This is a genomic window from Paenochrobactrum glaciei (assembly GCF_039522165.1).
In the GTDB taxonomy this organism is placed as follows: Bacteria; Pseudomonadota; Alphaproteobacteria; order Rhizobiales; family Rhizobiaceae; genus Paenochrobactrum; species Paenochrobactrum glaciei.
The window spans coordinates 686402-709233 of the sequence record NZ_BAAADE010000001.1; the positions used below are offsets into that span (position 1 = coordinate 686402).

Genomic DNA, 22832 nt, shown 5'->3' on the forward strand with positions numbered 1-22832 from the left:
TATTTTCTTACATTTCCGTCAAGCGTCACCTTGTGAGGCTGCCGATAAAGGCTTAAGTCAGATGAAAACAATCAGCATCGGAGCGAGCCGTTCATGTCAGACTCTAAAGCCACCACTTCTTCGTCAAACAATCCGGGCAATAATACCGCACAAAACGCCCTCACCCATTGGAATGGTGCGCTGGGTCTGCCGGATTTCAATGCATTTACCGATGATGATTTCGGTCAGGCTTTTGAAGCAGCCTTTGCCCAAGATTTACATGAAGTTGAAGCCCTTGTCGCTAATGAAGCAGAACCGACAATCGAAAATGTGCTAAAAGCTTTACAGCTTTCCGGCAAAGCATTGGAGCGCGTTTCTTCTATTTTCTGGATGCGTGCCGGTGCGCACAGCAATGATACTATTCAGGCATTGGAGCGTGATGTCGCGCCAAAAATGTCGCGTCACTATTCCCGCATCATGATGGATCCGCTGCTTTTTGCCAAAGTGGATGCAATTCATGCAAAACGCGACACGCTTAATCTCGACAGCGAAACCTTGCGTGTGCTGGAAAAAATCTGGAAAGGTTTTGTGCGTTCCGGTGCCAAACTCGACAAGTCCGGTAAAGCGGAGCTGGCAGGCATCAATGAAGAACTGGCAAGCCTTGGCGCTTCCTTCAGCCAGCATGTTTTGAAAGATGAATCGCAATGGGCGCTTTATCTCGACAGCGAAAATGATCTCGCCGGTCTGCCGGATTTCTTGCGCAATGCCATGCGCAATGCCGCGGAAGAACGTGGCCGCACAGACGCGTGGGCAGTGACACTGTCGCGTTCCATCATCGAACCATTTCTGACCTTCTCGCAAAATCGCAATTTACGTGAGCAGGCTTTTACCGCCTGGGCGCATCGCGGCCAGAACAACGACGCCAATGACAATCAGGCAATCGTTGCTCAAATGCTGAAATTGCGTGAGCGCAAAGCCAAACTGCTCGGCTATGATAATTTTGCTGCCTTCAAACTTGATGACACAATGGCAAAATCGCCCGATGCAGTGATGAATTTGCTGGAGCCGGTCTGGGAAAAGGCGCGCGCTAAAGCAACGGAAGAAGAAGCTGAATTAACCGACCTCATCATCAAACAAGGCGGCAATCATAAAGTTGCACCTTGGGATTGGCGTTTTTACGCGGAACAGGTGCGTGCTGAAAAATTCGCCTTCGATGAAGCAGAACTTAAACCTTATCTCCAACTGGACAAGATCATTCAGGCATCATTTGATGTTGCCACGCGTCTTTTCGGCATCCGTTTTGAAGAGAAAAAAGGCATTAAAACATGGCATCCTGATGTGCGTGTCTTTGAAGTTTTCAATGCTGATGGCAGCCGCCGCGGTCTGTTTTTAGCTGATTACTTTGCCCGTACATCAAAGCGTTCCGGCGCATGGATGAGTGCTCTGCAATCTGCACACAAGCTTGATGGCGGCCAGCAGCCGATCATCTATAATGTGATGAACTTTGCCAAACCTGCCCAAGGTGAACCGGCTTTACTGTCGCTTGATGATGCGCGCACACTTTTCCACGAATTCGGCCATGCTCTGCACGGACTTTTGACCGATGTGACTTGGCCAGCCGTTGCCGGAACTGCAGTGTCGCGCGATTTTGTCGAATTACCGTCACAGCTTTACGAACATTGGCTGACCGTACCGGAAATTTTAGAAAAATATGCCGTGCATTACCGCACCGGCGAAGCGATGCCAAAAGCACTTCTCGACAAGGTGCTGGCCGCGCAAACCTTCAATGCGGGTTTCCAAACGGTAGAATTTACCGCTTCTGCTCTGGTTGATATGGCCTTCCATACCAGCCCGACAAAAATCGACGACCCGATTGAATTTGAGAAACAAACACTGGCAAAACTTTCCATGCCAGATGCCATCATCATGCGTCACCGCACCCCGCATTTCACCCATGTGTTTTCGGGCGATGGTTATTCAGCAGGCTATTATTCCTATATGTGGTCGGAAGTGCTGGATGCCGACGCTTTTGCAGCTTTTGAAGAAAGCGGTGATCCGTTTAATCCGAAGCTGGCAGCCAATTTGAAGAAATATATTTATGCCGCTGGCGGCAGTGCCGATCCGGAAGAATTGTATAAAAAATTCCGCGGTAAAATGCCAAGCCCTGAGGCGATGATCGCTAATCGCGGTTTGAATAAATAACAATAAAAAGGCCGGTCAGTGACCGGCCTTTTTTAACAATCAATATTCGCCAAGCTTGATGTCTGGCGTATATTCAACGCCTTCAACTTCCTTGGTCACCGGCTGGCCGCAATGCAAAACGCCGGTTGCGGCATTGAACGCATAGGTTGGCGAACCGGCAAGTTCCCAGCCTTTGTTCAAAGCAGCTGTCACGCGATGACAAAATGCTGAATCATCCGGACCCGTGATAAAACGATAAAGCTTCATAATATTTCTCCTTCACAAACCGCCATAAAGCGCAAATCTTATGCCGAGCTTAAGCGGTTAGACCTGTTTTGAATAAAGATATCAAATCTTTGCCAAAACACGTTCCGCCATATGCAAATGCAAACGCTCGATCATCTGACCATTTAAAGACACTACGCCTTTACTCATATTTTCTGGTCGCGTGAAGAGTTCTACCACTGCTTTTGCATGGGCAATTTCATCTTCACTTGGAGAAAAACCAATGTTAGCACCTGCAATTTGTAACGGATGGATCAGCGTCTTGCCGTCAAAGCCCATGGAAGCGCCCTGCACACATTCGGCTTCAAAGCCTTGAACATCCTTAAAATCATTATAGACGCCGTCCAGCACTTCCAAACCACCGGCTTTGGCGGCCAGAATAATTTGCATGAGCCAAGGCACCAGATAAGGGCGGCCCGGCAATGTGCGGATACCGCTTTCACGGGCAATATCATTGGGACCCACCACAAAAGCACTCAAACGTGCCGATGAACGGCTGCCCAATTGTGCAATTTCATCCGCATTGAGAATACCGCGCGGGGTTTCAATCATCGCCCAGATGCGGCAGTTTTCCGGCGCGTCAGCCTTGTCGAGTTTACGCGCCACATCAATTACATCTTGCGGGCGCTCAACCTTTGGCACCAGCACGGCATCAATGCCTGCCTCTGCCGCCATTTTCACATCATCATCGCCAAAGGCACCATCCAGTGCATTGATGCGCACAATACGCTCAAACGGCACATCCGGATGAGCGCTCAAATGCGCAGCCAGTGCCTCACGCGATGCAACTTTCACATCATCAGCAACAGAATCTTCCAGATCATAGATGATTGCATCGGCACCAAGCGCAAGCGACTTTTCCAGTGCGCGCGCATTGGCAGCCGGAACAAATAAAACCGAACGGCGCGGCCGCGTAATATTCTTCATAGATGTCTTTATGCCCCCTCTTTCAATCATCTCAGACGTCATCTTCAACTGCGTCAGATTGCACATCTTAAGCTTGCATAAGTTGACTCTGTGAATAGCTGGTGTAAACCCTCTTTCAACAATGAAATTACAACCGACAGGTTATGGCCATGGATAAATTTACCAAGCTCACCGGCGTCGCAGCTCCACTGCCGATCATCAACATCGACACGGACATGATTATTCCGAAGGATTACCTGAAGACAATCAAGCGCACAGGTCTGAGCAAAGGTCTTTTTGCTGAAATGCGCTTCAATGAAGACGGCAGTGAAAATCCTGATTTCGTTCTCAATAAAGCCGGTTACCGCAATGCCCAGATTTTGGTTGCGGGCGATAATTTCGGCTGCGGCTCCTCGCGTGAACATGCGCCTTGGGCTCTGCTTGATTTCGGCATCAAATGCGTCATTTCCACCTCTTTTGCAGATATTTTCTACAATAACTGCTTCAAGAACGGTATTTTGCCAATCAAAGTGACACCGGAACAGCTTGAATTGCTGATGGATGATGCAGAGCGCGGCTCCAATGCGACGCTGACTATCGATCTGGAAGAAAAGACCATTTCGGGTCCTGATGGCGGCACAATTCACTTCGAACTGGATGATTTCAAACGTCATTGCCTGCTCAATGGTCTGGACGATATCGGCCTGACCATGGAAAAAGCAACAAGCATTGATACGTTTGAAGCCAAGAATGCAGAGCTGCGTCCGTGGGCCTAAAAAAATGCTGCGGGGCTGGCTGACGCTATGCCCCGATCTGACCAAACCGGAATATGGGCGTCGCGACTGGCGCCCAATCTGACTGAAATCGAATCACTGACACTTCAGGCCTATGCACATCTGCCGCAAGAATTTCGCGAGCTGTGCCCCGACATGTCCCTTCATGTCGCTGATTTTCCCGACGATTCCATCATTGAAGATTTAGGTCTCGATACGCCTTTTGACCTGCTCGGCCTTTTTGAAGGTGCAGGTTTGGGCGAACGCTTTAGCTTGCAAACAGACAATCAGCGCCCCAATCGCATGACCCTGTTTCGCCGTGCCATTCTTGATTATTGGTGTGAGCACGAAGAAACATTGCATGAAATTATCACCCATGTGCTCATTCATGAGATCGGCCATCACTTTGGCCTTAATGATGATGAAATGCTGGCCATGGATGCAGAAATCTGAGGCGCTCAACTGAGCCACTAACCTCCGTCATTTAAACATAAAAATGCCGCCTGACTTTCATCAGGCGGCATTTGTTTTGATCCTGTTTAAAGCGGGCAATTAAGCCTGATGCGCTTTTGGTGTGATCAGGTCACGTGCAATAAGAAGTTCTGCGATCTGCACAGTGTTGAGCGCTGCACCTTTACGCAGGTTGTCGGAAACAACCCACAAGGACAAGCCGTTTTCAACCGTGATATCTTCACGGATACGGCTGACGAAAGTTGCATCTTCACCGGCTGCTTCATAAGGGGTGATGTAACCGCCGGCTTCACGCTTGTCGATCACCTGAACGCCTGGCGCATTGCGCAAGATTTCGGTGGCTTCCTGAGCCGAAATTTCGTTTTCGAATTCGATATTCACAGCTTCCGAGTGACCAATGAAAACCGGAACGCGCACAGCAGTTGCGGTGAGCTTGATCTTCGGATCAATCATCTTCTTGGTTTCAGCTGTGACCTTCCACTCTTCCTTCGTGTAGCCGTCTTCCATAAATTCGTCGATATGCGGAATGACGTTGAAGGCAATACGCTTGGTGAAGGTTTTGTTGGTGACAGGATCGGCCACAAAAACAGCGCGGGACTGGGTGAAAAGCTCATCCATGCCTTCTTTACCAGCACCCGATACGGACTGATAAGTGGCAACAACAACGCGCTTGATTTTAGCTGCATCATGAAGCGGCTTCAAAACCAGTACGAGCTGTGCAGTTGAGCAGTTCGGATTGGCAATGATATTGCGCTTTCTGAAGTCGTCAACCGCATCAGGGTTCACTTCCGGCACGATAAGCGGCACATTGCTGTCATAGCGGAATGCCGAGGAATTATCGATGACAACGCAACCCTGTGCGCCGATCTTTGGTGACCATTCCTTGGAAACATTGCCGCCAGCTGACATCAGGCAGATATCGGTGTCGGAGAAATCATAATCATCCAGCGCTTTAGCCTTGAGGGTGCGGTCGCCATAAGCAACTTCTGTACCCACACTGCGACGCGATGCAAGTGCAACCACTTCATCTGCCGGAAAGCCGCGTTCTTCAAGAATATTGAGCATTTCGCGCCCGACATTGCCTGTAGCGCCAACAACTGCAACTTTAAATCCCATTATTATCTCCTGTCCCTCTCCGCTTCCAGAACCAGATTTTCCACACATCACGCGGAAACCTCTGCCCCCGGACCAGACCCGGGAGAGGGCGAGCAGGCCAAGGGAAATCAGACCGTTTTAATGGTCGTTTTCAACGTGGTAGCAATCGGTTTTATAGAGGTAGAAGACATGCGAACATCTCCGGTGAAATCACCGGCAGTTTTCATCGAAACTGATAATGTTGCATCAACCCGTATCACGCGAGTTCTCCTTGTCCACATGCGCTTTTAAGCTGTTTCACGCAAGAGTCAATTGGCAGGCTTTCAGCAGATCAAAAATTTCTGAAACAACGCCATAAAAAAACGCCGCCCAGTAAAGCGGCGGCGTTTTCGATAAGCAAAAAAGCTCATTATTACGTGCATCTTATCTGAAAACCGCTTCACACTTTTCAGGATGCACGTTCAAATTAAGCTGACAGCGCTTTGAACTTAGCCAAAATTGCATCGCCCATTTCAGCAGTGCCAACTTTTTTGTTGCCTTCTGACCAGATGTCGCCGGTGCGGATGCCATCATCCAGAACGCCGGAAATAGCAGCTTCCAGACGGTCAGCTTCAGTAATCAGGCCGAAAGAGTAACGCAGGCACATAGCCAGCGACGCGATCATCGCAATCGGATTAGCAATACCCTGGCCTGCGATATCCGGTGCCGAACCATGTACCGGCTCATAAAGCGCCTTGCGGCTGCCGGTCTTCGGATCGGTTGCACCAAGCGACGCAGACGGCAACATGCCGAGCGAACCGGTCAGCATGGCGGCTACGTCTGACAGCATATCACCAAACAGGTTGTCGGTGAGGATAACGTCAAACTGCTTCGGCCAGCGAACGAGCTGCATACCACCGGCATCAGCCAGCATATGTTCAAGCTGAATGTCTGCGTGCTTTTCTTTGTGACGTGCAGTCACAACCTGATTCCAAAGAACGCCGGACTTCATCACGTTGCGTTTTTCCATCGAAGTGACTTTACCGCGACGGGTGCGCGCCAGTTCGAAAGCAATATCAGCAATACGTTCGATTTCGTAGGTATCATAAACCTGCGTATCGATACCGCGCTTCTGACCATTGCCGAGATCGATGATTTCTTTCGGTTCACCGAAATAAACACCACCGGTCAGCTCACGCATGATCAGAATGTCGAGACCTTCGATCACTTCAGGCTTCAGGGATGAGGAATGAGCCAGTGCCGGATAGCAAATGGCAGGACGCAGGTTTGCGTAGAGTTCCATTTCCTTACGCAGGCGCAGAAGACCGGCCTCAGGGCGCACTTCATAAGGAACTGCATCCCATTTCGGGCCGCCAACGGCGCCAAAAAGCACAGCATCAGCTGCCAGCGCTTTTTCCATATCTGCATCAGAAAGAGCCTGACCGTGGGCATCATAAGCGCTGCCGCCTACGAGACCTTCTTCGGTTTCAAAGCCAAGATTCAAATCAGAATTCAGATAATCAATAATCTTACGGACTTCCGCCATTGCCTCAGGGCCAATGCCGTCGCCGGGCAGGAGAAGAAGTTTTCTAGATGCCATAATGCCAAGCCTTCATTTGCAGCAGATATTAACTCTCAAGCGTTATAAAGAGCGTTGAGCAAACAGGCAACACAATCTGTAGCCTGAAAGCAGCACTATTTGCCACTCATTCAATAATGCGCGCCTCAGAAGGCAGCATAATCGGCACACCATCGCGCACCGGATAAGCTAATTTGGCTTTTTGTGAGATCAACTCATTGTTTTCACGGTCAAAACGCAAAGCAGTTTTGGTTAAAGGACACACCAGCAGCTCCAGCAAGCTGATGTCTACTTCTCCCTGACTTTGCGTCTTGTCCATCAATGCACCCTATTATTTAGGAATAGCTAATTTAATCTTGTCTATTGCAGGCGTTTATCAAAATCATCCTGCTCACGCGCCAAGACCATTTCGGTAATTGCAATCAATGTTGCAGCACGCGTTTTTAAGTCAGGCGCTTCCAGCAAAGCTTGTTTTTCTGCCGCCCCAAAGGGTGACATGATCGACAAGGCATTGACCAGCATAGCATTATCAGCCCGTGCAATACCCTCCCAATCTGCTTCCAGATTGTTCGCTTCAAGATAGGCCCGAAATGCCGCCAGCAATGCTTCGCGATCCACATCATCAACATCAGCCGGATCACTCAGATCATTGAGGAAAGGCACAATTTTGCAGGTGCGATAAGGCTTTTTGACATTCAGCTCTTCCACCATCCGAAAGCGGCAAATGCCGTGCAATGTAATCAGCACACGGCCATCACCCGTTTCAGAATAGCTGGTAATACGCCCCAAACAACCGACCGCACTTAAATTCGGCCGATAGTTTTCGTCGAGCTCCTGCCCCGGTTCAGCAGGCTTTTCCGCCAAATCTGGCTGAATGAGGCCAATGATGCGTTTTGACGCCATCGCCTCATCCACCATCGTCAGATAACGCGGCTCAAATATATTGAGCGGCACCTGTCCACCCGGCAATAATAATGCACCCTGAAGCGGAAATACCGGCACAGATTCCGGTAAGTCATCACCACTGCGGTAATGGATATTTCCCGCCTGCATCGTACAAAACTCCTGCTTACTTAAACAATAAAGATGACAATTTACGGCGTGCGGCCAAAGTGGCTTTATCCATCACGCCCCAAAGTTCAAAGAACTGCACCAATTGTTTGCGTGCACCGTCATCTTCCCATTCACGGTCGGCCTTCATGATTGCCAGCAATTCATCGGCTGCCGCATCACGCAAACCTTGCGCATCATAAATTTTTGCCAGATCAAAACGCGCCTGATGATCATTCGGATCAGCAGCTAAACGCCCTTTTAACTGCGCCGGATCGCCCAGTGTTGCCACTTGCTCGGCCAGCTCAATGCGCTTTTGCACCTTCTCAACCACTGGCTCAACCGCCGGATCATTTTGCTGATCTTCCGGAATAGCGGCTAAAATCTCGCGTGCTTTATCAAGCTCGCCCGCTTCCACCATGCAAGTCGCAAGACCGGCAAGTGCTGCAAGATTATCCGGCATTTGTTGTAAAATCGCTGAATAAACTTGCGCACTCTGGGCAAAGTCACCTTCACCACGCAAAGTTTCAGCCATTGCCAAAGCCTCAGCCAAAGCGGTTTCCTGCGGGCTTGGCCCACTGATTTTCGCGATAAACTCATCAATCTTTGATTCGGGCTGTGCGCCCATAAAACCATCAACCGGCTGACCATCGACAAAAGCAATCACTGCCGGAATAGACTGAATGCCTAACTGACCGGCAATGCTTGGATGATCGTCAATATTCATTTTAACCAGCTTGACCGCACCAGCCGCTTTTTTAACGGCACCCTCGATCACTGGCGTCAATTGTTTACAAGGCCCGCACCATGGCGCCCAGAAATCCACCAGCACCGGCTGCTTGCGCGATTCGGCGATCACATCAGCCTGAAAAGTCGCAGTCGTTGTGTCTTTAATCAGCCCACCGGCAGCCGGAGCATTATCAGCACCAAAACTCACACTTGCGTTCATTTGATTGCCGCTGACGGCGTATGGATTGTCCTGATTGCTCATCCCGCATCCCTTTTGGCATTTTCACCGGTAATTATTTCAAAAAGCCGGTTTTTATAGTCTTTATATATCAGTCTCAGATGGGGTTCTTATACGCATTTTCAAGAGAATGCGCCTCCCCACCCATGTTCAAATTTTTACCCCGCACAAATCACAAGGCTCAGGTCACGCGCCCCTCACCTATATCGTAAACGGTCAGATCACGGTCGTGAATACCAAGTCGCGGCCACGCTTCCCGCCATGCGGCAATATGTTCAGACGCAAAATGCCGGTCTAATGCTGCCTGATCGCGCCAGAATTCTTTCACATGAATAAGACCCGGCTCCAGCACATCTTCGGCATAAGAATAGCCAAGACATCCGTCTTCCGCGCGACTGGCCTCAATCATAAGAGCCATGACGTCCCGTGCGGCTGTTAAATTTTCCGCAGGCAAACGAACAGTACCAACAATCAGTAACATTGCGCCCTCTTATGCTTCTTGTGCAGCGGTTGAGCTCATATCGGTTTCATCAGCCGACAATTTCACAATCAGTGGCTCGTGGCCGGTTGCACGCAAAAACACCATTAAATCCTCGCGGCTGATGGATGTGGTAGCCTCATTGGTCAGCGGATGCGCATTGATAATATCATTTTGCATCAGTGCCTCATCCAGCACCACCTGCACCTGGATATCACGGTCATTGACCGCACCAAGCACAGTAACAGAACCCGGAATAACACCTAAAAGTTCCATCAAGAGTTCTGCCTTGCAAAAAGATACCCGGCCACTCGCGCCAATCAGATGATGCACCTGCTTTAAATCTACGACCGCATTATCACCAACAGTCAGCAGAAAAATTTTGCCCTTCTTGTCTTTAACAAAGAGGTTTTTGGTATGGGCGCCGTTTGATTCCAACCGATAGGCTTGCGATTCTGCCACCGTAAACAAAGGCGGATGGGTAATGGTTGTGTGTTTGACACCCAATTCATCCAGATATTCAAACAGTCCGGCAGGATCCAACGGCTTTTGCATTGTCTTCAACTCATATTCGCTTCAACGATTCCATTTTCAAATCAATCTTATAGCAGTCACTTCCATGAACAAGCCAAGGGAGGCAGATAGAATCATATTTCTGCCTGCCATTTTCACCCGCCACAAAGCGTTGAATGCCAAAAAACACTGTTTCAACCTGCACTTATCAACAGGACACCCATGCCAAAGCCCGAAAAAGAGCGGTGCAATGCAAAAAACTGCAATAAAATGCAAAGCCACTCATTTTTGCTGTTGCATTCGGTCAAAGGTTACGTCATATACCGCCCATGCCTGATGTTTAAGAACTGGCGCGAGCGGGTGTAGCTCAGGGGTAGAGCACAACCTTGCCAAGGTTGGGGTCGAGGGTTCGAATCCCTTCGCCCGCTCCAGTTCTTAAAGGCCTATCTTCCCTTAAAACTAAAAATTATGCCTCTCCTGATAAACAGGAGTTGGGGATCACGCGCCTTACGGCGTTTTTGGCGTTTTCTTTTAAGGCTTTGTTTTCCCTAAACAATTCAATGTCAAAAAAATGAAAAAAATCGCATTTTTTCTGTTTTTCCCTCTTGCAATTGGCAAAGCTTTGCGGCATATAGCGGTTGTTCGATGTTAAGAACTGGCGCGAGCGGGTGTAGCTCAGGGGTAGAGCACAACCTTGCCAAGGTTGGGGTCGAGGGTTCGAATCCCTTCGCCCGCTCCAGTTCTTAAACGTCCTTTTCCCTTAAAAATTTGATTTTAAATGCAGATTTTTCTGCATGATAAATATTGCCTTGTAGCAAGAACTCATGAGCTATCGGCTGATACGATCAATAACCGCATCAGCCCTCAAATCTTACTTATTTTTTCTGCGCCAGAATAAAAATACGCGGAAATGCCAGCAGCACCTTGCCATCAGATGCCACGCTATAATGACGGGTAAGTTCTTCCGCATATTGCACCAGATAATCTTTACACTCTTCATCACTGAGCGGATCAATAAACGGACGTAAGCCCGTACCCTTCACCCATTCCACCACAGCCTTAATACCATCAAGCGGATGATTATAGATGGTGTGCCAAATATCCACATGCACCGCATCGCCGCAAAGCGCTTCATAATATTCCACGACCGGCGGCAGCACTTTACGTGCCTTATTGCCGATGCGGCCTTGCCAGCACGGGTCTTGCGCAACCTTAATCATCGACTGATGGGTTGCCTCACGCAAATTATCCGGCATTTGTATTGCCAGCACTGCACCGCTTTTTAATGAGCGAAACAGCCGCTGCATATGTGCGATATGATCCGGCAACCATTGAAACACCGCATTGGAAAACAATAAATCCGTTTCCTTCGGTGGCTGATAGGTGGCAACATCGCCCAATTCAAACTGTAAATCCGGCAGTCGCTGGCGTGCCTTTTCAATCATATCCGGCGATGTATCAAAACCCGTAATCGCAGCCTTTGGCCAGCGGTTGAACAACGCTTCCGTTGAGTTGCCAGGCCCGCAACCAATATCGACAATATGGCTCAGATCATTCGTCTTAATTTGATTGATCAGGTCAAGTGCTGGCCGATTGCGCTCATTTTCAAATTTCAGATATTGTCCGGCTGACCAATCTTTCATCACATTCACCTTTTGCATCATTATATTATTACCCAAACAAAAAGGCCGGTGATTAACACCGGCCTTTTTAAATATTAACGTGTCAGCGGCTTGTAGGTCACCCGCTTAGGGTTGACGCTATCAGGCCCCAGACGACGGACTTTATCCGCTTCATAGTCTTCAAAGTTACCTTCAAACCATTCTACATGGCTGTCGCCTTCAAAGGCCAGAATGTGTGTTGCCAAACGGTCGAGGAACATACGATCGTGGGAGATGATAACAGCACAACCGGCGTATTTTTCCAGCGCATCTTCCAAAGCCGCCAAGGTTTCTGTATCCAGATCGTTGGTCGGTTCGTCGAGCAGCAGCACGTTGCCGCCTGCCTGCAACATCTTAGCCAGATGCACGCGGTTACGCTGACCACCGGAAAGGTTGCCAACTTTAGCCTGCTGATCGCTGCCCTTGAAGTTGAACGCACCGCAATAAGCGCGCGAGTTCATTTCATGCTTGCCGAGCTTGATAATGTCGCTGCCGCCGGAAATTTCTTCCCAGACGTTTTTGTCTGCATTCAGATGGTCGCGGCTCTGATCCACATAACCAAGCTGCACGGTATCACCGATACGGATGGAACCGGAATCAGGCTTTTCCTGACCAGTGATCATTTTGAACAATGTCGATTTACCGGCACCGTTCGGACCGATCACACCAACAATACCACCCGGAGGCAGTTTGAAGGTCAGGTTTTCGATCAGAACGCGGTCACCAAAGGATTTGGTGAGATTTTCTGCTTCAATAACCACCTGTCCCAGACGCTCACCGGCCGGAATAAGGATCTGTGCATCACCCGGACGCTGGTTTTCAGCCGCTTCAACCAAAAGATCATAAGCCTTAATACGGGCTTTCGACTTGGACTGACGGGCTTTAGGGCTCGCGGAAATCCACTCGCGTTCACGGGCAAGTGCTTTCTGGCGGGCGTCGTCTTCACGGCCTTCCTGCAGCATACGCTTGGCTTTGGCTTCCAGATAGGCAGTATAGTTGCCTTCATAAGGAATGCCGCGACCACGGTCGAGCTCAAGAATCCAGCCGGTCACATTGTCAAGGAAGTAGCGATCGTGCGTAATCAACAGGACAGCGCCCTGATATTCGCGCAGATGCTTTTCCAGCCAAGAGGTCGTTTCAGCGTCCAAGTGGTTGGTTGGTTCGTCAAGCAGCAGCAGGTCAGGCTTGGAAAGCAAGAGCTTGCAAAGCGCAACACGGCGACGCTCACCACCTGAAAGCTTGGTCACATCGGCATCAGCTGGCGGGCAGCGCAGGGCTTCCATCGCCATTTCAACCTGACTTTCCAGATCCCACAGGTTCTGGCTGTCGATGATGTCCTGAAGCTTCGCGCCTTCATCGGCGGTTTCATCAGAATAGTTCATCATCAGTTCGTTATAACGATCAAGAATGGCCTGCTTGTCAGCAACGCCTTCCATCACATTTTCAAACACGGTTTTATCCGGGTTCAGCTCAGGTTCCTGTGCGAGGTAACCACAAGTGGCACCTTCCGCCAGCCATGCCTCACCGGTATAGTCCTTATCAAGGCCAGCCATGATTTTAAGAACTGTCGATTTACCAGCGCCGTTTGGCCCCAGAATACCGATTTTCGCATCGGGATAAAAAGACAAATGAAGATTTTCAATAATCTTCTTATTGCCATAGGCCTTGTTGAGGCCTGACATATGATAAATGAATTGGCGTGCCATAAAGCGCGTCATCTCCGGTTAAGAGCACCGCATCCCACAAAGTAAGATTAAAAAGTGCTATGAAACAATGATCTGTTTCCTGCATTATTGACGAATAATTTCAGGAAATCTTGGGTGCTTATGTAAGCTATCTGGTCGCGTGGAGCAATGGACAGACACGCAAAACCAGAATTTAAAAAATATAAAACCGGATGCGGATATTTCCGTCATCCGGTTTCCCCTCTGCAAGTTTATAAAACTCGTATATCTTTATGCAAAAGCTGCTATGGCTGCATTTATCAACGCATCCGGTTTGCACTCTCAATTCAAGGCATCCGGAACTTGCACAGTCCATATAAATGTTAGAGTGACGCAGCTTTTAAAGTTTTGCAAGGCTTTTTTCACGGAAACTTGTTTGATGTCGTTTGAAGATATTCACGTTTTTTCATGCCCCAAAGGTGGCAAGCTTGTTGTGCGCCATCAAGCAGCACAACAAGCAGCAGACGGCACCATACGCGGTGTGGTGCATATCAATCACGGGCTGGCAGAACACTCAAAACGCTATGCGCAATTTGCACAAATTTTGAGCGGTGCCGGATATCATGTCTATGCCCAAGACCACCGCGGCCACGGGCAGAATATTGCCGCCGACCGCCCTAAAACCATGTTTGCCATGCGCGATGGTGCAGCAAAAGTTTTAAGTGATGTGGATAGCATTAATCAGCTGATCAAAGAGCGGCACCCTCAACTTCCGATCATTCTGTTCGGCCATTCAATGGGCGGGCTGATTGCTTTTAATTATGCACTGCAAGAGCCCAGCAAAATTGACGCTCTCAGCATCTGGAATTCCAATTTCGGCAGTAAGTCCGAACGCATATTTGCGCGTTTCATGCTGAAAGTGGAGCGTATGTTAAAGGGTTCGGATGTGCCGAGCCAATTTCTGCCAAAAGTCACATTTCGTGCTTGGGCAAAAATGAATCAACCATCGCGCACTATGTTTGACTGGCTGTCCAGCGACGAGGAGAGTGCCGATGCCTATATTAACGACCCGCTTTGCGGCTTTGACCCAAGCGTTGCCATGTGGCTCGATATTTTCCAATGGATGGAGCAAGGCGATAACCCTCAAAACTGGACACGTTTGCCTAAAAACCTGCCGATTAGTTTCAATGGCGGTGCGCTGGATCCGGCAACTAGTTTTGGTCAGGCCGTCACCGCTTTTGCCACACGCCTGCAACGCTTAAACTTTTCGGATATAAGCCATAAAATCTATGCCCATAGCCGGCATGAAACTTTGCTTGATCAGGAACACGACACAGCAAGCCATGATTTTATCCAATGGGCTGATGCGGTGGTGCAAACACATCAGGCAAGCCAGCGATCATAATCTGCCACCAGCAAATGCAATGGCGCTTCATCTTCTTCGATGTCTGAAAACCGGCCGATCGGATCACGAAAGACATTATCAGTCAGATCGTCATTGACCGTTGAAACTTCGCCCACCAGCACATCGCCACCCTCGCCCCAGAAGGCATGCCAATGCTGCGGCATCAATGTGACGCTCTCGCCGGGCTGCAATTTTAAATGCCCGCCAGCAGGCAGGCTCACCAGACGCCCGTCACTGACCACATGCACATCAGCGCTTGGATCAAGTGCGCCTTCGCTATTTGCCTGAAACAGCTCAATCACCAAAGTGGCACCACCACGATTGATAATGTCTTCGGCTTTCAGATTATGACGATGCATCGGCGATAATTGGTTTTGCCGTGAGATCATAATCTTCTCGGCATAAAGCTGGCCGCTGCCGCGCGTTAAATCTTCTGCCCTGCCATTGCGCAGCGTAAATAAAAACAAGCCCAGCTCGTCAAACCTGCCCTGCCCGTAATCGGTAATATCCCAGCCCAACCGGTGATCACGAATAATGCGGGCATGTTCCTGCACTTGGTTTTTCAAAGTCTCAGGGGCAAGATAGGCAAAAGGCGGCAGAATAAAACCAAAGGAACGAATAAACTGGTCGCTCTCACGGATGATCCGGTTAATCTCGCTTCTTTTCATGACCTGCCCTTTGCGCCACAGTTATCACCACATTATATATGTATAAGATGCTCAAAAGCATTTTCTGCCAAGACATATATTTCAGGGGCACAGAATTGGCAGAACTTATAAAGCAGAAGAGGATAGACTATGATCGCACATGCATTGATTGTCGTTGATATGCAAAATGATTTCTGCCCGGGCGGTGCGCTCGGTGTTAAAGGCGGCGATGAAATCCTGCCGCTTCTCAACGCGACCATCAATGAAAGCGAACATGTGATTTTAACACAGGACTGGCACCCGAAAGGCCATTCCAGTTTCGCCTCCTCCCATCAAGGCAAAGAGCCATATCAGAGCATCACCATGCCTTATGGCGAACAGACACTCTGGCCGGATCATTGTGTGCAAGGCACAACAGGCGCGGATTTTCATCCGCAGCTAAACCTCACCCGCGCACAACTTGTCATCCGCAAAGGCTTTCGCCACGGCATCGACAGCTATTCCACCTTCTTCGAAAATGATCATCAAACCCCAACCGGTCTGGCCGGATATTTGCGCGAGCGCAATATCGGCGCCATCACGCTGGCCGGTCTTGCAACTGATTTTTGCGTCGCTTTTTCAGCGCTTGATGCAGTTGCGCTCGGCTTCAACACCCGCGTGCGGCTTGATCTGTGCCGTGGCATTGATGTGAATGGCTCCCTCGCGCTGATGCTTGATAAAATGCGTCAAGCCGGTGTCGAGCTGATTGCTTAAAAACGACTGGTTCAGCCATTTAAAATCACGGGCGGCTCTACAAATATAGAGCCGCTTTTTTATTTTTACATTTTTTGAAAAAGAATTATTCGCCTAACATTGCGCTAAAAATCATCAATTTTTCCTAAAACAACAAATAACACGATAATTATTTTTCAATTGACCACAATCAATGTGGCTCTCAGCCGAATCTGAAAAGCATGAGTAACCTCTCAAGTATGCCTTTTCGGAGGGCGCATGAAAACCCTAGTAAAACTAGCCATCGCCGGTGTGATTGCACTCGCTGCCGCATGGCTCTTTGCCTTATCAACGCCTTACTGGCTTACTCCCAAGCAGGAAGCAAAAGTTGATATTACCGATACTGCTTTGATCACCAAGGGCGAATATATCGCCCGCGCTGGCGATTGCGGCGCATGTCACACGGCACCGGGCGGCAAAGAATTTGCCGGTGGCCTTGGTATGCAAACGCCGCTTGGCACCATCTATTCCACCAATATTACACCGGATAAAGCAACCGGCATCGGCGCATATTCATACGCCGATTTTGAACGTGCCGTGCGCCAAGGTGTGCGTAAGGATAATGTCCATCTTTATCCGGCCATGCCGTTTGTGTCTTACACCGTGGTAAAAGACGACGACATTAAAGCGCTTTATGCTTATTTTATGTCGAAGGTAGAAGCCGTCTCCCAAGACAATCAGCCAAGCACTTTGCCATGGCCTGCCAATATGCGCTGGCCGCTGGCTTGGTGGCAGTTGCTTTTCGCCAATGCACGCGATTTTGAGATCGCCGCCAATACAGATCCGGTGCTGGAGCGCGGTGCTTATCTGGTGGAAGGCCTTGGCCATTGCAGTGCCTGCCACACGCCTCGCGGTCTTGCTTACGAAGAAAAAGCAGTCAAAAACGACAAGGACGGCAAGTTCCTTTCCGGCTCGGTGCTGGAAGGCTGGTATGCTAAAAACCTGCGCGATCAGGACACGGGTCTTTCCACATGGACAGAAGACGAGATCGTCATGTTCCTGCAAAGCGGACGCAATGACCGCACTGCCGCTTTCGGTTCGATGGCCGATGTGGTGCAGCATTCCACCCAATATCTGGAAGAAAGCGATCTGCGTGCCATTGCCCGTTATCTGAAGTCGCTACCGCCAAGCAAAGGCCGCGAACAGAAATGGCAGCCGAAAGAAGATATCACAACGGCAGCTCTGAAAGCCGGTGACTTCTCTGAAAAAGGTGCTCTGTCTTATGTCGAGCATTGCACTGTTTGCCACCGTATGGACGGTAAGGGTGCGCCGCGGGTCTATCCGGCACTGGCTGGCAACTCGATTGTCTTTGCCGATGATCCAAGCTCGCTTATTCAGGTGACACTGGCAGGGGGCCGGACACCTGATACTGACCACGATTTGATGGCCTTTACCATGCCTGGTTTTGCTCATCTGCCAAACTGGCAGGTTGCGGAAATTCTCAATTTTATCCGCAATGGCTGGGGCAATCACGGTGCAGAAATCACCGAAGCCGATATTGCCCGCATGAGACGCGAAATCGCGCACAAGCCTGTGCATTATGTTCCGGAGAATAAGCAATGAGAACCAAATCGGTTATTTTCCTCGGTGCTGCATTTGCTGTTGCCATTACCGGCTCGGCATGGGGTTTCATCAGTCTGCGCTCCAGCATGGATGCGCAGCCACTTGATGCCATCGCTGTTCTGAACAAAGAAAAAGAACAGGTCGGCACATATCAGATCCCTGTCGACCACGATATTTTGAAGGAGCCGAATGCGGCAGATATTTTGCAAGGCAAACGCCTGCTTAATGAAACTGCCCGTTTGCTGCCTGATAATGTCGGCAATGGCCTCAATTGTAACTCCTGCCATCTGGCACAAGGTAAGGTCGACAAGGCTGCGCCTTATATCAACACCTCCAATTTCTACCCTGCCGTTATGCCGCGTGCGGGCAAGGAAGTGGATTTGGAAATGCGCATCAACGGTTGCTTCCAACGTTCAATGAACGGTAAGCCATTGCCGCGTGAAGGCGCTGATATGAAAGCCATGATTGCTTACATGGATTGGCTTGGCAAAGGTGTTGCAAAAGGCACCAGCGTTAATGTTAAAGGCGCTGGCGCAATTGATGAAAGCCTCGTGCCTGATCCGGTCAATGGTGCGAAAATTTATGCCGCACAATGTGCTGCCTGCCACGGCGGCAATGGTGAAGGCATGAAAGATCAGGCCGGCGACTATATCTTCCCGCCGCTTTGGGGCGATGAAAGCTTCAATATCGGTGCAGGTATGGCGCGTACTTATAAGGCTGCGCAATTCGTCAAATATGCGATGCCACCGGCACAAAATTACAATCTGCCGATGGGGCAAGGTGATGTGCTGACCGATCAGGAAGCGATCGACGTGTCGGAATATTTCACCCATATGCCGCGTCCGGATTTTGCCGGTAAGGTCAATGACTGGCCAACGGTTAAAAAGCCGAAAGACGCCCGTTACTAAATACAATAAAAAAGGCCGGCATCAGATCAGATACCGGCCCTTTTATTAGGCTCAATCCATAATTAAAATAGCGCGAAAATCATTAACATTGGTGCCGGTGGGGCCGGTTACATAAAGATCATTGAGCGCTGAAAACGCACGCCACGCATCATTTTTTTGTAAAAAATCAGCGCCGTTCTGTCCTTTTTCCCGCAAACGCTCCATGCTCGTTCCATCGGCAAAGCCACCGGCATTATCCTCTGAGCCGTCAATGCCATCCGTGTCGGCAGCAAGGGCATAAATCCGGTTATTACCGGCAATATCGAGTGCGAGCGATAACAAGAATTCAGTGTTGCGGCCACCTTTGCCTTTATGGCGCACCGTGACAGTTGTTTCCCCGCCCGACAGTAAAATTACCGGCTTTGGAAACGGGCGATCACGCATCGAAATTTCTTTGGCGATTGCGCTATGAACATGCGCCACTTCGCGCGCTTCGCCCTCTATTGCATCAGACAAAATCACCGCCGGAATATTATATTGTGCGGCGCGTGTCACTGCCGCTTCCAGCGAAATAGCAGCAGATGCAATCACATGCACTTCGTGATTTTTAAAACAATCATCATCGGCAAGCGGTGCATTGGCTGCATCACTTTGCAAATGCTGCATCACATTATCCGGCAATTTTAAGCCGTATTGCTCAATGATTTGCAGAGCATCATGGCGCGTTGATCCATCCGGCACAGTGGGGCCGGAAGCAACATAAGCCGGATTATCACCCGGAATATCCGAGACAATCAGGCTGACCACTTTTGCCGGAAAACAAGCTGCCGCCAGCCGTCCGCCTTTTACTTTGGAAATATGTTTGCGGATGACATTCATCGCGCTGATCGGCAGGCCGGAGGCAAGCAAAGCCTCATTGACCGCCACTTCATCAGCTAAGGTGAGGCCATCGGCAGGAGCTGGCAGCAAAGCCGAGCCACCACCCGAAACTAACGCGATCACCAGATCATCGACGCTTAAACTTTCAACCGTCTCAAACAGGCGCTTGGCGGCCTGAATTCCCGCTTCATCGGGCACCGGATGCGAGGCCTCAATGATCTCAATCTTTTCGCAATCAACACCAAAACCATAGCGCGTCACCACAGTGCCGCTGAAATCACCATCCCAGCATTGCTCAAAAGCGCGTGCCATTTGCGCGGACCCTTTGCCTGCACCAATAACAACCACTTTGCCTTTAGGTTTTTCAGGCAAAAAAGCTTTAATTCTCTCAAGCGGATCTGCCGCTTCAACGGCCGCTTCAAACAAGGAGGTTAAGAGAGCGCGCGGTTCAACTGCATGCTGCGACACGGTTTGATATCCCCTTAAATTTTGATGTTCAGCTTATTTATAAAGCTGATTTCATCGCTTTTCCGGCAATATAAACTTCCCTGACACAGCGGTCATCCCCCATTGTCTGCAAAATGAATAATTCATCTTCCAGCGTCTCAGCCACATCCATGCGTAGATCCATCGCTGGCTTGGCGCGTGCATCAAGCACCACAATATCAGCATCAGCCCCCACATGCAGCGAGCCGATTTTATCTTGTAAACCCAGTGCGCGTGCATTGCCGAGCGTCAGCATATAATAAGATTGCAAGGGAGATAGTTTCTGGCCTTGCAGTGCCATAATTTTATAAGCTTCGCTCATGGTTTCCAGCATCGAAAAGCTGCTGCCGCCGCCGACATCCGTTGCCACGGAAATACGCGCACCAAGTTTTGCAAAGCGATCATGATCGAAAAGTCCGCTGCCTAAAAAGAGGTTTGAGGTCGGGCAAAAAGCGGCAACCGCCCCCCTCTCCGCCATCAGCGACACTTCACGGTCGCACATATGAATACAATGACCGAGAATGGTTTTCGGCGTCAGCAATTCATAATGGGCATAAATATCGATATAATGCTGCGCACTTGGATAAAGCGAGGTGGCAAAGGCAATCTCATCGTGGTTTTCCGACAAATGCGTCTGCACATAGCAATCAGGAAATTCCTGCACCAGCGCCTTGCTCATCTCCAATTGTTCCGGCGTTGAAGTAATGGCAAAGCGCGGGCTGATCGCATAATAATTGCGCTGATCAGGCTTATGCCATGCTTCTATCAGCGCCTTGCTATCATCATAGCCTGATTGCGGCGTATCGCGTAAAGCCTCCGGCGCATTGCGATCCATCATCACCTTACCGCCCACCATCAGCATATTGCGCTGACGTGCGGCAGCAAACATGGATTGCGCACTTTGCTTATGCACCGAACAATAGGCCACAGCAGTCGTCGTGCCATTGCGGATCAGTTCATCAAGAAAACGGCCAGCAATAAAATCGGCATGGGCGGCATTTTCAAATTTTTGCTCTTCAACAAACACATAGGTGTTGAGCCATTCCAGCAATTGCGCGCCATAAGAGGCAATCGCTTGCGTTTGCGGAAAATGTAAATGCGTATCAATAAAACCCGGCATAATCAGATGCGGGCGGTGGTCGGTCACCGCCACATCCGCACCAATACGCGCTTTCACATCATCAAAACTGCCAATATCGGCGATCTTGCCGTTAGCGATCAGCAAAGCGCCGTCTTCATAAAAGCGATATGCCGAAGCAGCATTTTGCTGAAACGGATTTTCTAAAAATGTGAGGATACGCCCCCTGATAAGATGGGGAGTGGTTTGAGCACTCATTGCGTTTTTCCTCCCTTAACACTCGTCTCATACCAAGCAGCCAGCATGCGACGTTCTTCATCCGAAACAGCCGTTATATTAGCAGGAGGCATGGCATGAGAACGCCCCGCCTGCAAATAAATCTCGCGTGCATGGGATGCAATTTCACGGTCTGTTTCCAAGATCACCCCTTTGGGCGCAGTGATGATACCATCCCATGCCGGTTCTTTGGCATGGCACATCGAGCAACGCCCCAAAATCGTATCACGAACTTTCGGGAAAGCTTCTGCCGAAACAAAACTTTGCTGCGCTGGTGTCATTGGCAAAGCCTGATCTTCATCCGGCAACGGTTTTTGTATGCTTGAGAGCCAGATAATCGCAATGAACAAAAGAACGGTTACAATCCAGGTCCATGTCGGCTTACCTTTGCCAGCATGGCGGGTATTGAACCAATGGCGGATGGTCACACCCATCAGAAACACCAATGAGGCGATAATCCAGTTATATTCGGTGGCAAAGGCCAGCGGATAATGGTTGGAAAGCATCAGAAACACGACCGGCAGCGTCAGATAATTATTATGGGTCGAGCGCTGCTTGGCGAGTTTGCCATATTTCGGATCAGGGGTTTTTCCGGCAATCAGATCGGCGACTACGATTTTCTGATTAGGAATAATCAGCATAAACACATTGGCAGCCATGATGGTGGCGGTAAATGCACCCAAATGCAGGAAGGCCGCGCGTCCGGTGAAAAGCTGCGTATAGCCCCATGATACGGCAACCAGCACGCCGTAAAGCAGCACCATAATCACCGTATCATTTTTGCCTAATCCGAATTTGCAAATCAGATCATAAATGAACCAGCCCAGCACCAGCGAGGCAATGGAGATGAAAATGGCAATCGGTGCAGAAACATCCAGCACCGCCGGATCAATCAGATAAAGATCGGCACCGGCATAATAAACAAGGCACAAGAGCACAAAACCGGAAAGCCATGTGGCGTAAGATTCCCATTTGAACCAGATCAGATGCTCCGGCAAATGCGGCGGTGCGACCAGATATTTTTGAATATGATAAAAGCCGCCGCCATGCACCTGCCACTCTTCACCATGCACACCTTGCGGCAGATCGGGGCGCTGACGCAGGCCTAAATCAAGCGCCACAAAATAAAATGACGAGCCGATCCATGCAATCGCTGTCATCACATGCAGCCAGCGGGCAGCAAAACTCAGCCAGTCCCAGGCAACCGCAAAATCATACATGCGCCCCTCCCATTATGTCTTTGTTCCCATTGTTAGACA

The 22832-nt window shown here is 49.6% G+C and carries 22 protein-coding genes and 2 tRNA genes; 9 read left to right on the forward strand and 15 right to left on the reverse strand.

Translation table 11 applies throughout. The features are described from left to right. Positions 1 to 93: 93 nt before the first annotated feature. Entirely contained in the window at positions 94 to 2181 is a 2088-nt protein-coding gene (locus ABDZ76_RS03295; RefSeq protein ID WP_343801260.1) for a M3 family metallopeptidase, read from the forward strand. A 39-nt stretch (positions 2182 to 2220) separates the two neighbouring features. Here the strand turns inward: ABDZ76_RS03295 and ABDZ76_RS03300 are convergent, their stop codons facing one another. Both ABDZ76_RS03300 and ABDZ76_RS03305 read right to left on the reverse strand, forming a co-directional pair. Beyond that, on the reverse strand, positions 2221 to 2427 hold the full coding sequence (locus ABDZ76_RS03300; RefSeq protein WP_343801263.1) for a DUF1737 domain-containing protein: 207 nt from the start codon (positions 2425 to 2427) through the stop codon (positions 2221 to 2223). A gap of 81 nt (positions 2428 to 2508) precedes the next feature. Further along, positions 2509 to 3438, reverse strand: a complete 930-nt coding sequence (locus ABDZ76_RS03305; RefSeq protein ID WP_343801266.1) for an HpcH/HpaI aldolase/citrate lyase family protein — start codon at positions 3436 to 3438, stop codon at positions 2509 to 2511. 83 nt (positions 3439 to 3521) lie between these two features. Between ABDZ76_RS03305 and leuD the strand changes: the two genes are divergently transcribed. Further along, positions 3522 to 4127 (forward strand): 3-isopropylmalate dehydratase small subunit, encoded by a 606-nt coding sequence (gene leuD, locus ABDZ76_RS03310; RefSeq protein WP_343801270.1) that lies wholly within the window; start codon positions 3522 to 3524, stop codon positions 4125 to 4127. Positions 4128 to 4154: 27 nt separating this feature from the next. Continuing rightward, entirely contained in the window at positions 4155 to 4577 is a 423-nt protein-coding gene (locus ABDZ76_RS03315) for a metallopeptidase family protein (RefSeq protein WP_343801273.1), read from the forward strand. 99 nt (positions 4578 to 4676) lie between these two features. Here the strand turns inward: ABDZ76_RS03315 and ABDZ76_RS03320 are convergent, their stop codons facing one another. From ABDZ76_RS03320 to ABDZ76_RS03350, 7 genes are all read right to left on the reverse strand, one after another. After that, on the reverse strand, positions 4677 to 5711 hold the full coding sequence (locus ABDZ76_RS03320; protein ID WP_343801276.1) for an aspartate-semialdehyde dehydrogenase: 1035 nt from the start codon (positions 5709 to 5711) through the stop codon (positions 4677 to 4679). A 445-nt stretch (positions 5712 to 6156) separates the two neighbouring features. Beyond that, on the reverse strand, positions 6157 to 7269 hold the full coding sequence (leuB, locus tag ABDZ76_RS03325; protein ID WP_343801279.1) for a 3-isopropylmalate dehydrogenase: 1113 nt from the start codon (positions 7267 to 7269) through the stop codon (positions 6157 to 6159). 106 nt (positions 7270 to 7375) lie between these two features. After that, on the reverse strand, positions 7376 to 7567 hold the full coding sequence (locus ABDZ76_RS03330; protein WP_184221075.1) for a Trm112 family protein: 192 nt from the start codon (positions 7565 to 7567) through the stop codon (positions 7376 to 7378). Between the two features lie 41 nt (positions 7568 to 7608). Then, complete coding sequence (locus tag ABDZ76_RS03335) at positions 7609 to 8301, reverse strand: LON peptidase substrate-binding domain-containing protein (protein ID WP_343801284.1); 693 nt, start codon at positions 8299 to 8301, stop codon at positions 7609 to 7611. A gap of 16 nt (positions 8302 to 8317) precedes the next feature. Further along, on the reverse strand, positions 8318 to 9289 hold the full coding sequence (gene trxA, locus ABDZ76_RS03340) for a thioredoxin (RefSeq protein ID WP_343801287.1): 972 nt from the start codon (positions 9287 to 9289) through the stop codon (positions 8318 to 8320). A 157-nt stretch (positions 9290 to 9446) separates the two neighbouring features. Further along, positions 9447 to 9746, reverse strand: a complete 300-nt coding sequence (locus ABDZ76_RS03345; RefSeq protein ID WP_343801290.1) for a putative quinol monooxygenase — start codon at positions 9744 to 9746, stop codon at positions 9447 to 9449. A 9-nt stretch (positions 9747 to 9755) separates the two neighbouring features. After that, the gene (locus tag ABDZ76_RS03350) at positions 9756 to 10298 is read right to left on the reverse strand and encodes a prolyl-tRNA synthetase associated domain-containing protein (RefSeq protein WP_343801293.1); all 543 of its coding nucleotides are present in this window, start codon (positions 10296 to 10298) and stop codon (positions 9756 to 9758) included. A 314-nt stretch (positions 10299 to 10612) separates the two neighbouring features. Here ABDZ76_RS03350 and ABDZ76_RS03355 point away from each other — a divergent pair. Together ABDZ76_RS03355 and ABDZ76_RS03360 are read left to right on the forward strand one after the other, a co-directional pair. Then, a tRNA-Gly gene (locus ABDZ76_RS03355) sits at positions 10613 to 10687 on the forward strand. 233 nt (positions 10688 to 10920) lie between these two features. Further along, positions 10921 to 10995: transfer RNA gene (locus tag ABDZ76_RS03360), tRNA-Gly, on the forward strand. Positions 10996 to 11131: 136 nt separating this feature from the next. Here the strand turns inward: ABDZ76_RS03360 and tam are convergent. Continuing rightward, on the reverse strand, positions 11132 to 11899 hold the full coding sequence (gene tam / locus ABDZ76_RS03365; RefSeq protein ID WP_343801296.1) for a trans-aconitate 2-methyltransferase: 768 nt from the start codon (positions 11897 to 11899) through the stop codon (positions 11132 to 11134). Positions 11900 to 11973: 74 nt separating this feature from the next. Further along, on the reverse strand, positions 11974 to 13623 hold the full coding sequence (gene ettA / locus ABDZ76_RS03370) for an energy-dependent translational throttle protein EttA (RefSeq protein WP_184221087.1): 1650 nt from the start codon (positions 13621 to 13623) through the stop codon (positions 11974 to 11976). A 397-nt stretch (positions 13624 to 14020) separates the two neighbouring features. Between ettA and ABDZ76_RS03375 the strand changes: the two genes are divergently transcribed. Next, positions 14021 to 14986, forward strand: a complete 966-nt coding sequence (locus ABDZ76_RS03375; protein WP_343801302.1) for an alpha/beta fold hydrolase — start codon at positions 14021 to 14023, stop codon at positions 14984 to 14986. On the opposite strand, the gene ABDZ76_RS03380 is transcribed toward ABDZ76_RS03375, so the two are convergent. Next, the gene (locus tag ABDZ76_RS03380; protein WP_343801305.1) at positions 14965 to 15654 is read right to left on the reverse strand and encodes a D-lyxose/D-mannose family sugar isomerase; all 690 of its coding nucleotides are present in this window, start codon (positions 15652 to 15654) and stop codon (positions 14965 to 14967) included. The genes ABDZ76_RS03375 and ABDZ76_RS03380 overlap by 22 nt on opposite strands. 129 nt (positions 15655 to 15783) lie before the next feature. On the opposite strand from ABDZ76_RS03380, the gene pncA reads away from it, so the two are divergent. The 3 genes from pncA (at position 15784) to ABDZ76_RS03395 (ending at position 18875) form a co-directional block, all read left to right on the forward strand. Further along, complete coding sequence (gene pncA / locus ABDZ76_RS03385; protein ID WP_343801308.1) at positions 15784 to 16386, forward strand: bifunctional nicotinamidase/pyrazinamidase; 603 nt, start codon at positions 15784 to 15786, stop codon at positions 16384 to 16386. A 237-nt stretch (positions 16387 to 16623) separates the two neighbouring features. Next, positions 16624 to 17967: a c-type cytochrome gene (locus ABDZ76_RS03390; protein ID WP_343801311.1), complete on the forward strand. Its 1344-nt coding sequence runs from the start codon at positions 16624 to 16626 to the stop codon at positions 17965 to 17967. Then, positions 17964 to 18875 (forward strand): c-type cytochrome, encoded by a 912-nt coding sequence (locus ABDZ76_RS03395; protein WP_343801314.1) that lies wholly within the window; start codon positions 17964 to 17966, stop codon positions 18873 to 18875. Before ABDZ76_RS03390 ends, ABDZ76_RS03395 begins: the two co-directional genes overlap by 4 nt. A gap of 51 nt (positions 18876 to 18926) precedes the next feature. Here ABDZ76_RS03395 and ABDZ76_RS03400 read toward each other — a convergent pair whose 3' ends face one another. The 3 genes from ABDZ76_RS03400 to ABDZ76_RS03410 are packed head-to-tail and all read right to left on the reverse strand — an operon-like array spanning position 18927 to position 22793. Next, the gene (locus tag ABDZ76_RS03400) at positions 18927 to 20201 is read right to left on the reverse strand and encodes a glycerate kinase type-2 family protein (protein WP_343801317.1); all 1275 of its coding nucleotides are present in this window, start codon (positions 20199 to 20201) and stop codon (positions 18927 to 18929) included. A gap of 37 nt (positions 20202 to 20238) precedes the next feature. Continuing rightward, complete coding sequence (gene guaD, locus ABDZ76_RS03405; protein WP_343801320.1) at positions 20239 to 21555, reverse strand: guanine deaminase; 1317 nt, start codon at positions 21553 to 21555, stop codon at positions 20239 to 20241. Next, complete coding sequence (locus ABDZ76_RS03410; RefSeq protein ID WP_343801323.1) at positions 21552 to 22793, reverse strand: urate hydroxylase PuuD; 1242 nt, start codon at positions 22791 to 22793, stop codon at positions 21552 to 21554. Before ABDZ76_RS03410 ends, guaD begins: the two co-directional genes overlap by 4 nt. Positions 22794 to 22832: the final 39 nt, after the last annotated feature.

What these genes read in the sequence shown, in the direction of transcription:
- ABDZ76_RS03295 (WP_343801260.1), top strand. Translation starts at nt 94, where the DNA reads ATGTCAGACTCTAAAGCCACCACTTCTTCGTCAAACAATCCGGGCAAT.
- ABDZ76_RS03300 (WP_343801263.1), bottom strand. Translation starts at nt 2,427, where the DNA reads ATGAAGCTTTATCGTTTTATCACGGGTCCGGATGATTCAGCATTTTGT.
- ABDZ76_RS03305 (WP_343801266.1), bottom strand. Translation starts at nt 3,438, where the DNA reads ATGTGCAATCTGACGCAGTTGAAGATGACGTCTGAGATGATTGAAAGA.
- leuD (WP_343801270.1), top strand. Translation starts at nt 3,522, where the DNA reads ATGGATAAATTTACCAAGCTCACCGGCGTCGCAGCTCCACTGCCGATC.
- ABDZ76_RS03315 (WP_343801273.1), top strand. Translation starts at nt 4,155, where the DNA reads ATGCCCCGATCTGACCAAACCGGAATATGGGCGTCGCGACTGGCGCCC.
- ABDZ76_RS03320 (WP_343801276.1), bottom strand. Translation starts at nt 5,711, where the DNA reads ATGGGATTTAAAGTTGCAGTTGTTGGCGCTACAGGCAATGTCGGGCGC.
- leuB (WP_343801279.1), bottom strand. Translation starts at nt 7,269, where the DNA reads ATGGCATCTAGAAAACTTCTTCTCCTGCCCGGCGACGGCATTGGCCCT.
- ABDZ76_RS03330 (WP_184221075.1), bottom strand. Translation starts at nt 7,567, where the DNA reads ATGGACAAGACGCAAAGTCAGGGAGAAGTAGACATCAGCTTGCTGGAG.
- ABDZ76_RS03335 (WP_343801284.1), bottom strand. Translation starts at nt 8,301, where the DNA reads ATGCAGGCGGGAAATATCCATTACCGCAGTGGTGATGACTTACCGGAA.
- trxA (WP_343801287.1), bottom strand. Translation starts at nt 9,289, where the DNA reads ATGAGCAATCAGGACAATCCATACGCCGTCAGCGGCAATCAAATGAAC.
- ABDZ76_RS03345 (WP_343801290.1), bottom strand. Translation starts at nt 9,746, where the DNA reads ATGTTACTGATTGTTGGTACTGTTCGTTTGCCTGCGGAAAATTTAACA.
- ABDZ76_RS03350 (WP_343801293.1), bottom strand. Translation starts at nt 10,298, where the DNA reads ATGCAAAAGCCGTTGGATCCTGCCGGACTGTTTGAATATCTGGATGAA.
- tam (WP_343801296.1), bottom strand. Translation starts at nt 11,899, where the DNA reads ATGAAAGATTGGTCAGCCGGACAATATCTGAAATTTGAAAATGAGCGC.
- ettA (WP_184221087.1), bottom strand. Translation starts at nt 13,623, where the DNA reads ATGGCACGCCAATTCATTTATCATATGTCAGGCCTCAACAAGGCCTAT.
- ABDZ76_RS03375 (WP_343801302.1), top strand. Translation starts at nt 14,021, where the DNA reads ATGTCGTTTGAAGATATTCACGTTTTTTCATGCCCCAAAGGTGGCAAG.
- ABDZ76_RS03380 (WP_343801305.1), bottom strand. Translation starts at nt 15,654, where the DNA reads ATGAAAAGAAGCGAGATTAACCGGATCATCCGTGAGAGCGACCAGTTT.
- pncA (WP_343801308.1), top strand. Translation starts at nt 15,784, where the DNA reads ATGATCGCACATGCATTGATTGTCGTTGATATGCAAAATGATTTCTGC.
- ABDZ76_RS03390 (WP_343801311.1), top strand. Translation starts at nt 16,624, where the DNA reads ATGAAAACCCTAGTAAAACTAGCCATCGCCGGTGTGATTGCACTCGCT.
- ABDZ76_RS03395 (WP_343801314.1), top strand. Translation starts at nt 17,964, where the DNA reads ATGAGAACCAAATCGGTTATTTTCCTCGGTGCTGCATTTGCTGTTGCC.
- guaD (WP_343801320.1), bottom strand. Translation starts at nt 21,555, where the DNA reads ATGAGTGCTCAAACCACTCCCCATCTTATCAGGGGGCGTATCCTCACA.
- ABDZ76_RS03410 (WP_343801323.1), bottom strand. Translation starts at nt 22,793, where the DNA reads ATGTATGATTTTGCGGTTGCCTGGGACTGGCTGAGTTTTGCTGCCCGC.